This is a genomic window from Thalassobacter sp. 16PALIMAR09, assembly GCF_000765485.1.
Classification (GTDB): domain Bacteria; phylum Pseudomonadota; class Alphaproteobacteria; order Rhodobacterales; family Rhodobacteraceae; genus Thalassobacter; species Thalassobacter stenotrophicus.
In genome coordinates this window covers 357914-370489 of sequence record NZ_JHAK01000002.1, presented here as the reverse complement: position 1 = coordinate 370489, position 12576 = coordinate 357914, and the positions used below count along the sequence as shown (strand labels likewise).

Below are 12576 nucleotides of genomic sequence, written 5' to 3'. Positions count from 1 at the left end.
TCGGGGGGATGCCTCTATTATTCAACTGGATAGTTCGGTAGCTGATCCAAGGCAGAGCGCAGCGCATCGCCCCACCCCTGCGAAATCGACTGATAAATTGGATCTTCGTAGTTGATCCGCATCTCTTGGCCCGCCTCAAAACTGTCGGACTTGTAGATTGTCACATCAAACGGCGGCGCGACGGATATGTTGGCCTTCACGGTTGAATCAAACGACACCAACACCAGCTTCAAGGCCTCCGGGAAATCGAGCGTAGGTTCATAGGCGCGCACTAGGATCGGCTTGCCGTACTTGGTTTCACCGATCTGGAAAAACGGCGCATCGGCGGTGACTTCGATAAAGTTCCCCTCTGGATACACCAGAAAAATGGTCGGCTGTCCGCCGCGTATTTGGCCACCCACGATCACGGACGCGGCAAAGGTATCCGCGCTTTCGGGACCCTCAGCCGCGCTGTCCAGGATCACTTCCTTAAGCGTGCTGCCCACAAGTCGCGCGATCTGAAACATGGTGGGCTGCTGCAAAATACCCGGCGCGCGGTTTTCGACCGCCTCAGAGCGTTCCTGCAACAGCGAGATCATCGCCTGCGTTGTGGCCAGATTGCCCGCAGTCATGATGGTGATGCTTCGCTCCCCCGGGACGGTCCAATTGAACATTTTCCGGCTAGAAGAGATATTATCCACCCCCGCATTCGTGCGGGTGTCCGACATGAAAACCAGCCCCTTATCGAGCTTCATGCCTACGCAATATGTCATGCGACGTGTCCTGTTTTGATGCCTGATAGGCCTTCTACTGCTGCACCTGCAAAGAAACCATTAACTCTTCACCGCCATTTCCCATCCGCAGCCCCGAAATAGGCGCTGCATCCCGGGCATCGCGCCCAACCGCCAACCGCACATAGCGGTCATCGGGGCTGATCCCGTTGGACACATCGAACCCGACCCACCCAAGGTCGGGCACATGTATCTCGGCCCAGGCGTGGTTTGCATCCTGATGCACCCGCCCATCAATCCTCAGATACCCGCTGACGTAGCGTGCGGCAAATCCCGCTTGGCGCACAATCGCGATAAAAATATGGCTATGATCCTGACACACCCCGTGGCCAATTGCGATGGCCTCTTGGGCGGTGGTGGCGGCATGGGTTTTGTCGGTGTCGTAGGCCACGTTGCTCAGGATTTCATGGCATAACGCATGTCCGCCCTCGATCGGGTTTGGGGCCGCGCCAAACACCCCAAGGAAGGGGGCCGCGACCTCGTCCGTCAGGCGCGTCATGGGCGTGATCTGCTGAAAATGCCACAACGGCGCGCGGCCATACACAGGCCCCAAAACACCCGCCAAATCATGGGTGTTGATCGTGCCCTGCGCCGTGATCACCAACGATTGCGTCCCCGGCTCCGCGCTGATCAGATCCACGTTGTTGCCGTAATGATCCCGGTACCCAGCCTCTATCTTGCCGCCCTCAACGGTCAGATCCCATGCCTCGATCTCTTGCAACTTGGACCCCGACGGCCGCAACCTCGCCTTTTGCAGGGCATACACAACGGGCGTGTCATAGGTGTAGTGCGTGGCATGAGTGACAAAGAGCTGCATTATTGAAAGAACCTGTAATCTTTTTCGATCTGAAGCCCCAGTTCCCCCAAGTGGATCAAAGTCGTGCTGAGAAACTCGTGCATGCCCTCATCGAAAATTTCGTGGATATCACGCCCCCGCAGGCGGCTGTCGATGGCATGAGCCCGCTCTAGGCTCTCGGTCTCCTGCCCGTACTGGTCACAAATATAGGTTAGGTTATCGACCAGATTATCCGCACAATACCCCAAAGACCGCGGCATCCGACGATCCAAAATCAGAAAGTTCGCGATGTTGGCCGCGTTGTATTCGCCATCACTGCCCCACCGAAACGCCCGGTGGCCCGAGACAGAGCGCAGCAAGGTCTCCCACTGCACGTTGTCCATTTTGGAGCCGACAAACGACGGCGACGGCAATAGCGCGTGGTACTTTACGTCCACGATCCGCGCGGTGTTATCCGCCCGCTCCAGAAACGTCCCAAGACGGCAGAAATCGTACACATCATTGCGCAGCATCGTGCCGTGCAGCGCGCCACGCACCAGCGCGGATTGCCGCCGGATACTGGCCAGCACCTTGGGCAGCTCGGTGTCTGGCACCGGCGCGGACAGCTGATCGCACAGCCGCATCCACGTCTCATTCACCGCGCCCCACACCTCTGAGGTGATGGCCGTCCGCGTCAGGCGCGCATTATCGCGCGCGTTCTTGATCAGGCTCATAACAGAACTGGGGTTGCTGGGATCACGCAGCAAAAACTCGGTCACTTGCGTGCTTTGATAGGTCTGGCACTTGGCTTCATAGGCGGCCTGCTGCGCCGAGGTCACGATAACCGACCGCCAATCCGATGCCGGATCGGTCGACCGGGTCAGGGCAATGCGAAAGCCCGCCTCAATCAAACGCGCGGTGTTTTCCGCCCGCTCTAGGTTGCGAAACATCCAATACAGGCCACCGGCGGTTTTACCTAGCATCGCTCAATCCTCCAGCACCCAAGTGTCCTTGGTCCCGCCCCCTTGGGAGGAATTCACAACAAGGCTGCCCTCGGTCATGGCAACGCGCGTCAGCCCGCCGGGCACGATGTTGACCTGCTCGGGCGAGACCAACGCAAAGGGGCGCAAATCCACGTGCCGCGGCGCAAGACCCGCTTCGGTGAAAATCGGCACCGTAGACAGCGAGAGCGTGGGCTGTGCGATATAATTGGCGGGGTTGGCGCGCAATTTATCGGCAAAGGCCGCAAGCTCGGCCTTGCTGGCGGCAGGCCCTACCAACATGCCGTACCCGCCAGAGCCATGCACCTCTTTGACCACCAAATCCTTGAGATTATCGAGCGTGTATTTCAGGCTATCCGATTCTGAGCATCGGAATGTCTCAACATTTTTGAGGATCGCTTTTTCGCCGGTATAGAACTCAACAATATCGGGCATATAGCTATAGATCGCCTTGTCATCGGCCACCCCTGTCCCCGGCGCGTTGGCGATGGTGATATTGCCCGCGCGGTAGACATCCATGATGCCCGGAACCCCCAACATGCTGTCGGGGTGAAACGTCAGCGGGTCCAGAAAATCATCATCGACCCGGCGATACAGCACATCAATCACCTTAAACCCGCGGGTCGTGCGCATCGCGATATGCCCATCCACAATGCGCAGGTCATGCCCCTCGACCAGTTGCACCCCCATCTGATCGGCCAGAAAGCTATGCTCAAAATACGCCGAGTTGTGGATGCCTGGCGTCAGGACCGCCACACAGGGCCGCCCCTTGCAATTGGGCGGCGCAGAGGCTTCAAGCGAGGCGCGCAAATTCTTGGGATAATCGCTGACCCGCTTGACCTTTTGCTTGCTGAACAGCTCGGGAAACATTTGCAGCATCGTTTCCCGGTTTTCGAGCATATAGCTCACCCCCGAGGGCGTGCGCGCATTGTCCTCGAGAACAAAGAAGTCATCCTCACCGGTGCGCACAAGGTCGGTGCCCACGATGTGAGTATAGACGCCGCCGGGCGGGACAAAATCCATCATCTGGGGCAGATAGGCGACGTTCTGGGCGATCAGGTCAATCGGCACGATGCCCGCGCGCAGGATCTCTTGGCGGTTGTAGATGTCATGCAAAAATGCGTTCAGCGCGCGCACCCGCTGATCAACCCCACGCGATAGCTTGTCCCATTCACGCCCCGATAGAATGCGCGGCACCAGATCGAATGGGATCAAACGCTCCTCTGCGTCCTTGTCGCCATAAACGTTAAAAGTGATGCCGGTTTGGCGGAAAAAGGCCTCCGCCTCGCGGGACTTTTGGGCCAGGCGCGCGTTATCTTGTTGGGCGAACCATGCGTCGTAATCAGCGTAGGGGCCACGTACGCCGTCACCGGCCGTCATCTCGCAAAAATACATCCCCGACCCCTTTTACCACACATTCATGCTATGCCCTGCACTCAGTGTTACAAGCCCAGGGCGTAAAACCGTTTCGTTTCAGTAGTCTCTCTCAAAAAATAGGCCGAGGGCGCTGTTTCCATCAGCAGCAACAGACCCCCGCGCCTTAAAATTAGGCGTTAGATCAATATTCAGGCTGACCTCCGAATTGCCCGCACTATCGACCGTCACGTCCGTATAGGCGTTGTCCGAGATGTACTTGCCCGCACTCAGCGCCGTGTTGCCCTGCGCGGTCGTCGTGACGTCGAAGTCATCCAGCCCAAGGCCCTCGCGCAAGTTGCCGATGATCCCGACACCCCCGCGACCCGCCAACGTCGCCACAGCACTGGCCAGTTGCACCGCCTGAAAGGCCGACATCTCGCTCAGGTTACGGTCAAACAGCAGTTGCGCCAACACTTCTTCCTCAGGGGCTTCGGGGTCCGAAACAAAGGACACCTCGGGCGCAGAGGCATCCCCCTCCACAATCACCTGCGCCGTTCCCGCTGAGGTCCGCGTGGCCGCAACAAACCGCAGATAGGGTTCAAGCGTGCCCTGCATTTGGATCAGCCCTTCTTCCAGCACGTAGCGTTTTTGCAAGATATCCAGCCGCCCACGGATCAACTCAAACGCCCCGGCGGAGACAGGGGCACCGGTGGTTCCGGTCACGCGCAGCGCGCCGCCCAGCTCTGCGTCTAGGCCCCGGCCACGCACAAACAGCCGCCCCGGTGCGGTGATCGACACATCCAACCCAAGGCTCGCGCCCCCAGCCCCGGTCTCGCCCGCGTCTTGGATCAACCCCGCCCGGCGGCGGGTGGTTTGCACAGCCTCTGGCGCACCCAGATGCGTTATTTCAGGGATTTCAGCCAAACCCGAAATGCCTGTTGAGGGCACAATAATGTTCGTCTCACCCAGTGTCAGATCACCTGAGATTTGCGGCGTCGCAAGCGGCCCGTTCACAGCCACCGCGCCATCCACGGAAGTTTCATAAAGCTGCGGGTCCGCAATCGTGAAGCCATTCAGCCGTACGTCCAAGTCCACGGTCCGCGCGCCCAACAGCCCCACACCGCCCGCCAATGCGACCGACCCGCCCGCGCGATTGCGCGCAGACATATCCACCCGTGCCTGCCCTGATTGCAGGGCGATATCAGTCCGCACATCCTCTAGCACAAGGCGCAGGCCCGGATCGCTAATGCGCGCATCCCGGATGCTCACTTGCCCCGCCAGATCACCCAGCCCAAAGCCCCCCCGCACCCCAAGGTCGAACTGCGCCGTCCCCCCCACAGCACGGGGCGCAATAAAGGGCCGCGCAAGGGCGAGCGGTAGGCTGCCGGAGATGGTCAAATCGGGCGTGCCAGCGCCGTCCACGGAACCCTCAATCTGCGCCTGCACCCCCGCAAGGCCGTCAGCCGACGCCGCAATAATCCACGCAGTGTCCGGGCGCTGAACGCGCGCGTCGATGGTCAAAGGTCCAGACAATTCCGGCACGAGGGCCGCCACATTCGGCACCCGCGCACGCAGCACAATGTCGGTCGTTGGGCCGGTCACCGGACCCGCGATCGTCAGTGCGGTATCAAAAGGGCCAGTGGCCGTTGCATCCACCTGCCACACCCCCCCCGCCAAGCGCGCCTGACCTGCGGACCGGGCCGCGCCCGTTACGCCCGGTGCGACCTTAGCCACGTCGCGCAGGGCAATCTCATAGCTTAGCTCTGCGGCTTGCGAGCCCAAGGTCCCGGCGGCTTCGGCCGAGATTTCCGGGTTGCTTAGGCTGAATGCGTCCAGCCGCAGCCCTGCGGCGTCACGCACCGCCGCAATCGCCAAGTCGGTACGCCCCGCCAACAGCGCGTCGGCCTGCGGCACGCCAACCGAAAGGTCCTGCGTCACGGCATCAACCGCTAGATCGAACGCCCCGGACACCGGCATGACCGTACCCACCAAACGGACCTCCGCCGCGCCGCCCAAGGGCTGGCCTGTCAGCGCGGCAAACCGCGCCAACTCACCGGAGGTGAGCCGTAGATCCAGATCAGCACGCAGGTTCGCGCCCAAATCATCCGCCTGCACAAAGCCCACCAACCGCGAGGACCCCGCCGTTAGAGCTAAGTCGCGCAGCTCAAGCGGCGCGTCAGACGCATAGCGAACGTCCGTGCGCATAACCACATCAGGCCCCAGCGCCTGCGCGACTTCGGGGTCCAACCCCGCGATGCCAGCGGCTTGCGCAACAACACCTGCTGCGAACGCGCCCACACCCTCAGCTGAGGCGGACAGCATGCCATCAAGCGCCACACTCACATCCGCCACTCGCACGTCCGGCCGGTCCAAACCGGTCACCGTAAAGCGGCCCGTAACGGCATCGCCGCGCGCTGCGTCAAACTGCACCGATAGGTCCACGCGCCCCACGCGGGTAGGCGTTCCGGCCAGCGGCAGCAGCACATCACCGCCCTCCGCATCCGCAATCTGTCCGTTGATATCAATCGCCTCGGGCCACCCGTTCGCGCCAATCGCGGCGGTACCGCGCAGGTCTAGGCGTTGAGCCTGTAGCGACAGATCCGACAGGTCCAGCGCGCCATCGGGCATCTGCGTGGCGCTGACTTTTAGGGCCACGGCATCCCCAAAGAACGCCGCATAATCGGGCGCAAACAGCGGCGCAAGATCACCCCCGATGTCGGCTGTAATGACACGCTCCTGCGCCTCAACCGGCCCTTGGGTGCGCAGGCCAACACGCCCACTCAGCCGCGATTGTCCGTCCGTGGCCAGCGTCAAATCCGCGGCAAAATCATCCAGAGAGCCTGTGCCCTCAACACCCAACGCGACCGAGGGCGCACCCGGCAGGCCCGTCAACGTGGGCACCAAACCGCCCGCCGCTTCCTCAGCCCGTAGGCTCAGGACCAGCGCGGTGCCGTCTGCATCTAAACTGCCCTCAATCGCAAAGCGGCCCGCGATGTCGTCGATCCGCGCAGCCTCAATCCGCACGGCCCCCGCACCGCCTGCCAAACTGGCCGCCCCCTCAAGGCGCAAGGCAATCGGTTGGCCCAAAACCTCTTGGCCCAGCATGATGTCCTCAATCTCAAGCGTGCCGATTTCGATCGAAACCGGCAGGTCCGGCAGCCGAAATGGCGTGGCCTCTGGACTGGGCAGCTCGGGGTCCGATTGCGGAGGGCGCGAAACATTCAGGCTGGCCGCCGTCAGCGTGTTGACCTCAACCCGCCCGCGCAAAAGCGCGCTACGCGCCCAGTCCAGCGTCACATCCGTGAGGGTCAACCAAACGCCCGCATCGTCCGCGATGGTCATCTGGGCGATCCGGGCAGTTGAGCTGAGCGCGCCCTCAAACCCGGTGATCCGCACCTCACGGCCCGCGCCGCTGAGAGCGTTTTGCAGCAGCCCCGCCAAGTACCCCGGGCCGTCCTCGTCCTGCTGCGCGAACGCAGGCAGGCCAAGACCCCAAACCACCACACATGCCAAGAGAAACCGCATTAAAACGCCTGCCCAATACCGATGTAAAATTGCAGGCCTGTTTCATCTTCAGGGCCCGTCACCGGCAGTGCCAGATCCACACGGATCGGCCCAATTCCGGTGGCATAGCGCAGGCCCAAACCCGCACCGCTATGCCATTCGCCGTCACTCCCGTTCGGAACGCTTTCGCGCCCGATGTAGCCCGCGTCGGCGAAACCCACGATGCCAATCGTCTCATTCCAGCGCACCCGCGCCTCTGCCGAGAGGCCCAGAAAACTGCGCCCACCGGCTGACTGCCCCCCACCCAGATCGACGGCAAGGGATTGATAGCTATGCCCACGCACGGTGCCACCCCCGCCCGAGAAAAACAAAAGCCCGCTGGGCGCGCGATCCAGCGACGCCCCCATCAACGCACCGACCTGCGCGCGGGCGGCAAAGGTCACGGGGCGCGCCAAATCGCGGGTCACATACCCGCGTACATCGCCCGTCACATGCAGCCCCCCATCCACCGAGCCGACGCCCGTAAACGGCATGACGCTGGCCCCCACATAGAGACCGCGCAACGGATCACGCGCGTCGTCGCGGTAATCGGCGGTGCCCTCTAGCGGCAGGGCCAAAATGACATAGTCCCGCGTGCCAAAGGCGTCCGTGGTCTCGGCCGCTTCAAGGCCGATGGCGACAGAAATCTCAACCGCCTCCGAGACATAGCGCGTGTAGCCGATGCCAAATGTCAGGACGTCTTGGGTAAAGGCCTCCTCGTCTTCGCGCGCGATTTCGGCCTCAACAAACAGGTCAGTATCGGCGTTGCGTGTCGCGGGGCGGGTATAGCGGGTGGCCACGCTGTAATCGGTGCCGCCACGGGTCCCGCCGATACCCGCGATTTCGGCGTCAAACCGCAGCCTGTCCGCCGCCCCGGTGAAATTGCGATGCAGCCAATAGCCAGACAGCGTGACCCCATCAAGCGAGGCAACCTCGCCCCCCGCACCAAACCGTCGGGGGGGCTGATCCACAAGAGCCGCGCTAAAATCGAGGGTCCCGTCTGGGTTGGCCACCTCGGCCTCACGCAGGACAACACTGGAAAACGCACCGGTCCGCCGCAGCCGGGTGCTGGCACGCCGCACGTCCTGGGGGGAATAGACCGCGCCGACGGGCAGACCCGCAATCGCAAGGATACGCTCGGTGCGGACGGCGGATGGTGCCTCAACCCCCAATGCGCCAAAGCGTAGCTGCGGGCCGGGGGCCAGCGTGATGTCGGCATCCAACCGCCCCGCGCCATGCACCGCGCGCAGGGTTTGCCCACCAATCGCGGCCTTTGCGTGCCCCAAGGCGCGCCAGCCATCAACACCCGCGCTCGCGGCCTCTCGCAGGACAGTCACGCGCGCGATCTCATCGCTGGCAAAGGCGGGCGGCACCACAGTGTCCTCAGCCAAGGGCGCGATGCGCGTGGTGCCAAATCGGAACTGCGGACCGGGGGCCACGGTGATCACCACGGACTGCACCCGGCTAGGGGGGCGAACCGGATCAATCGCGCCCGCCTCTCGGCCATCCAGCGCGATGCGCACGACCGGGCCGTAGTACCCTTCGGCATATAACGCGGCGACCAAGCGGCCGTAATCCGCCTGTGCCGCAGCCAAAATATCGCCGGGTGTGGCCGCCGCACCCAGCGTGGCCGTCAAGGACGCCGCCCGCAGGCTGTCCGCTTGGCCCTGCGAAAGCGCACCCTCCGATGCCCCACGAACAGAAACCTCAACAGCCCCCGCGACCAAAGGCATCCAAAGCGCAGTGATTCCAGCAGCGCATAGCCTCAAGAACGATCTTGGCACCTGTTTAACCCACCTTCGCGTCTGTCGCATGTTGCCCAACACCTACCACGCGGACCCGCGCCTTGCACCCGTCATCGCCTTGGCGGGGGCAGGAAAACCCGACCTGCCGAACACTATTACGTTACGTAAACTTCTGCCATACTGTCGGGGTTGTTTGCTTTCCCAGTTTCGGTTCGTTGCCATGCCCTCTACGCGCTACATGCTCTTAAAAACCGTCCTCGCAGCGGTCGAAGCGATCCCGCCTATACGTGATTTTGCCAACTCATGGGCGATCAATCGGGTGGTGAAACGCGCCCGCAGCCGGCCACATCCGCTGAGCACTTTGCACGATTACACATCATGGGACGGGTTGACCGACAAACGCTGGAGCGGACGGCACCTGCCCCCGCGCCCACGGCCCAATCCGCCCGATCCCGCCACACTCAGCGTGCTGTTCGCGCGCAAAGACGGCACGCAGCGGCTCTGCCCCAAATCCACCTGTCTCTTTCCCGCGTTCGCGCAATACCTGACCGATGGGTTCATTCGCACCGAAAGCGCGGGCTTTGTGCGCGACGCTTGCGATGACGTGGCCACCGGTGATCCGGACGATCAAACGCGGCTCAAACGTAACTCTTCCAACCATGAAATTGACCTGTGCCCCTTGTACGGACGGACCCGCGCCCAGACCCGCGCGCTGCGGCTGAACTCCGAAGAGATGGGCGAAAAAGGCCGCCTCAAGAGCCAGCGCATCAACGATGAGGAATACGCGCCCTACTACTACAAAAACGGCGCGGTGGACCCGCAGTTCGCCGTGCTGGACCCGCCCCTTGGCCAAAGCAACCTGGACCCGGACCGGCTGTCGCGGCTGTTTGCCTTTGGTGGGGACCGCGCCAATTCCGTCCCACAGGTCGCCATGATGAACACCGTATTTCTGCGCGAACACAATCGCTTGGCCGGGTTGATCGAGGCCGCGCACCCCGATTGGGACGATGAGCGTGTCTTTCAAACGGCGCGCAACACGGTGATCGTTGTGTTCATCAAGATCGTGGTCGAGGATTACATCAACCACATCTCGCCCCTGCCGTTTACCCTGCGCGCCGACCCTTCGGTCGCGTGGGATGCACCGTGGAACAAACCCAACTGGATCACGACAGAATTTAGCCTGCTATACCGCTGGCACGCGCTGATCCCGGATCAAATCACATGGAACGAGACAGCCATCCCGGTGGGTAAAACGTTCATGGATAACAAGCTGCTGACCGATCAGGGGCTACTGGCCAGCTTTGCCCAGATGAGCACGCAACAGGCTGCGGAACTGGGCCCGCGCAACACGGCCTCGCCGCTTTTGCACATCGAAATCGACTCGATCAAACAGGACCGCCTGTGCGCCCTCGCCAGCTATTCGGACTATTGCGATTATCTGGGCATCAACCGCCCCTATTCGATGGACGCGATATCCTCGGACCCGGAGGTCGCGGCACTTTTGCGCGGTTTTTACGACCACCCCCGCGACGTGGATTTTCACGTGGGGCTATTTTGCGAAGACCGCGTGCCCAACAGCCCTTTGCCGGGCCTGATCCTGTCGTTCGTGGCGCTGGATGCGTTCAGTCAGGCACTGACCAACCCGTTGCTGTCGCGTGAGGTGTTCAAACCCACCACATTCTCGCATGTCGGATGGGATGCGATCCGTTCAACTAGCCGCCTGCGGGACGTGGTGGACCGCAATGTTGCGGGCGGCGCGGGTGAGACCTTTATCAGCTTCACCCGCGCCAATTGGCAACCGGAATAGGCCTACGATCCCTCGCGCTCGGCCCAGCCCGCAAAGATTTTCTCTAGGAAAACCACAGCATAATAAAGGACGATGCCCAACACCGCGAGCGCGATCAGCACCGCAAACATCAAGGGGTAATCGCCGTTCGTCTCACCCGATTTGAACAGCGCCCCAAGGCCCCGCCCGTGGGGACTAACGATTTCCACCAAGTTGGTCCCGATGAACGCCAGCGTCACAGACACCTTCAGCGCGCCAAAGAATTCCGGCAGGGTCTTGGGCAGCGCGATCTTGGTAAAGATCGTGTATTTAGACGCCCCAAGCGACCGCAGGATGTCGCGGTATTCCGGCTCTAGCGTGGACAGACCAATGCCCACCGACACCGCAATCGGAAAGAACGAGATCATAAAGGCCATTAACACCGTGTTAAAGTCGTGCTGACCGATAAAGATCAATGAGATGACCGGCACCAAAGTCGCCTTTGGGATGGCGTTAAAGCCCACCAAAAGCGGGTAGAGCGCGTCGCGCATAAGCCGCGAAAAGCCGATGATCATGCCGATCAACGTGCCCACGACAACCGCCAGCAACAGCCCCACAACTGTGCGCCACAGGGTTTGCCAGCCCATCGTTAGGAACAATTCCCAATAGCGGCTGTAGGCCGGTGGAAGGTCCGAGGGCGAGGCCATTTTGAAGTTTGGCCAGCCGTTGACCCATACGAGCCATTCCCAAAACCCAAGAAAGACGAGGATCGCAATGATCGGAACTGTGATTTGCCGGAGCATCAGTGCACCTCCTCATCGCGGCCTTGCGCGATCTTGATCTGCTGGCGCAGAACGCTCAGCATATCGGCGACTGGTTTTTCATACAGCACGTCCAGCGTGCGGTCGGCGGGCAGGTCCACATTCATCACGTATTGCGTCCGCGCAGGACGCCCGGACAAAACGATGACCTGATCGCCCAAAAACACGCTTTCGCGCAGATCGTGGGTGATCAACACGGCGGTAAAGGGCTCTGCGGCGCGCAGCTCACGCATGGTTTGCCACAGGTCCTCACGGGTGAACGCGTCCAGCGCGCCGAACGGTTCGTCCATGATTAGGACTTCGGGTTTGTGAACGATTGAACGGCACAGCGAAGCGCGCTGGCGCATCCCACCCGACAGCTCCGAGGGCCGTTTGTTCTCAAACCCCTTTAGGCCGACCATCTCCAACAGCTCCATCGCGCGCTCAACCCGCTTGGCGCGGGACATCGTAGGCGCCACGATTTCAAGCGGCAGGATGACGTTTTCCAAGATCGTCCGCCACTCCAACAGGACCGGGTTTTGGAAAGCCATGCCAACGGTTTTGCGCGGGCCACGCACACGTTCGCCGTGTAGCCAAACCTCACCCTCGTCGGGCTTCATCAGGCCTGCGACAAGGCGCGTAAGTGTGGACTTACCGCACCCAGACGGCCCAACAACCGCGCAAAAAGTGCCCTCAGGCACCGCAACTTCTAGCCCATCCAGCACGGGCAATGGCCCGGCCTTGGTGCTATAGGCGTGCTTTACGCCCTTGATCTCAATCAGATTTTCGATTGCCCTGCCCTCATTCAACAGCAAAAAAGG

General features: G+C 61.5%; 9 protein-coding genes. 1 reads left to right on the top strand and 8 read right to left on the bottom strand.

The features are described from left to right. Positions 1–17: 17 nt before the first annotated feature. The 6 genes from PM04_RS05710 to PM04_RS05685 form a co-directional block, all read right to left on the bottom strand. Positions 18–752 (bottom strand): peptidase, encoded by a 735-nt coding sequence (locus PM04_RS05710; protein ID WP_038004519.1) that lies wholly within the window; start codon positions 750–752, stop codon positions 18–20. A 34-nt stretch (positions 753–786) separates the two neighbouring features. Beyond that, positions 787–1587: a transglutaminase family protein gene (locus PM04_RS05705; RefSeq protein ID WP_038004517.1), complete on the bottom strand. Its 801-nt coding sequence runs from the start codon at positions 1585–1587 to the stop codon at positions 787–789. Then, positions 1587–2528: an alpha-E domain-containing protein gene (locus tag PM04_RS05700; RefSeq protein WP_038004515.1), complete on the bottom strand. Its 942-nt coding sequence runs from the start codon at positions 2526–2528 to the stop codon at positions 1587–1589. The genes PM04_RS05705 and PM04_RS05700 overlap by 1 nt, the downstream gene beginning before the upstream one ends. A gap of 3 nt (positions 2529–2531) precedes the next feature. Next, a complete protein-coding gene (locus PM04_RS05695) occupies positions 2532–3941 on the bottom strand; it encodes a circularly permuted type 2 ATP-grasp protein (protein ID WP_038004513.1) in 1410 nt (469 codons plus the stop codon). Positions 3942–4019: 78 nt separating this feature from the next. Continuing rightward, positions 4020–7427, bottom strand: a complete 3408-nt coding sequence (locus PM04_RS05690; protein ID WP_038004511.1) for a translocation/assembly module TamB domain-containing protein — start codon at positions 7425–7427, stop codon at positions 4020–4022. Continuing rightward, a complete protein-coding gene (locus tag PM04_RS05685; RefSeq protein WP_038004510.1) occupies positions 7427–9178 on the bottom strand; it encodes an autotransporter assembly complex family protein in 1752 nt (583 codons plus the stop codon). The genes PM04_RS05690 and PM04_RS05685 overlap by 1 nt, the downstream gene beginning before the upstream one ends. A gap of 250 nt (positions 9179–9428) precedes the next feature. Here PM04_RS05685 and PM04_RS05680 point away from each other — a divergent pair, with 250 nt between their 5' ends. Beyond that, positions 9429–10997, top strand: a complete 1569-nt coding sequence (locus PM04_RS05680; RefSeq protein WP_234702811.1) for a peroxidase family protein — start codon at positions 9429–9431, stop codon at positions 10995–10997. A gap of 2 nt (positions 10998–10999) precedes the next feature. Here PM04_RS05680 and PM04_RS05675 read toward each other — a convergent pair whose 3' ends face one another. Continuing rightward, positions 11000–11758, bottom strand: coding sequence for an ABC transporter permease (locus tag PM04_RS05675; RefSeq protein ID WP_038004508.1), 759 nt, complete (start codon positions 11756–11758; stop codon positions 11000–11002). Beyond that, entirely contained in the window at positions 11758–12546 is a 789-nt protein-coding gene (locus tag PM04_RS05670) for an ABC transporter ATP-binding protein (protein WP_038005143.1), read from the bottom strand. Before PM04_RS05670 ends, PM04_RS05675 begins: the two co-directional genes overlap by 1 nt. Positions 12547–12576: the final 30 nt, after the last annotated feature.

Bases quoted from the DNA above. Each gene is read 5' to 3' on its own strand.
- PM04_RS05710 (WP_038004519.1), bottom strand. From the start codon at position 752: ATGACATATTGCGTAGGCATGAAGCTCGATAAGGGGCTGGTTTTCATG.
- PM04_RS05705 (WP_038004517.1), bottom strand. From the start codon at position 1,587: ATGCAGCTCTTTGTCACTCATGCCACGCACTACACCTATGACACGCCC.
- PM04_RS05700 (WP_038004515.1), bottom strand. From the start codon at position 2,528: ATGCTAGGTAAAACCGCCGGTGGCCTGTATTGGATGTTTCGCAACCTA.
- PM04_RS05695 (WP_038004513.1), bottom strand. From the start codon at position 3,941: ATGTATTTTTGCGAGATGACGGCCGGTGACGGCGTACGTGGCCCCTAC.
- PM04_RS05690 (WP_038004511.1), bottom strand. From the start codon at position 7,427: ATGCGGTTTCTCTTGGCATGTGTGGTGGTTTGGGGTCTTGGCCTGCCT.
- PM04_RS05685 (WP_038004510.1), bottom strand. From the start codon at position 9,178: ATGCCTTTGGTCGCGGGGGCTGTTGAGGTTTCTGTTCGTGGGGCATCG.
- PM04_RS05680 (WP_234702811.1), top strand. From the start codon at position 9,429: ATGCTCTTAAAAACCGTCCTCGCAGCGGTCGAAGCGATCCCGCCTATA.
- PM04_RS05675 (WP_038004508.1), bottom strand. From the start codon at position 11,758: ATGCTCCGGCAAATCACAGTTCCGATCATTGCGATCCTCGTCTTTCTT.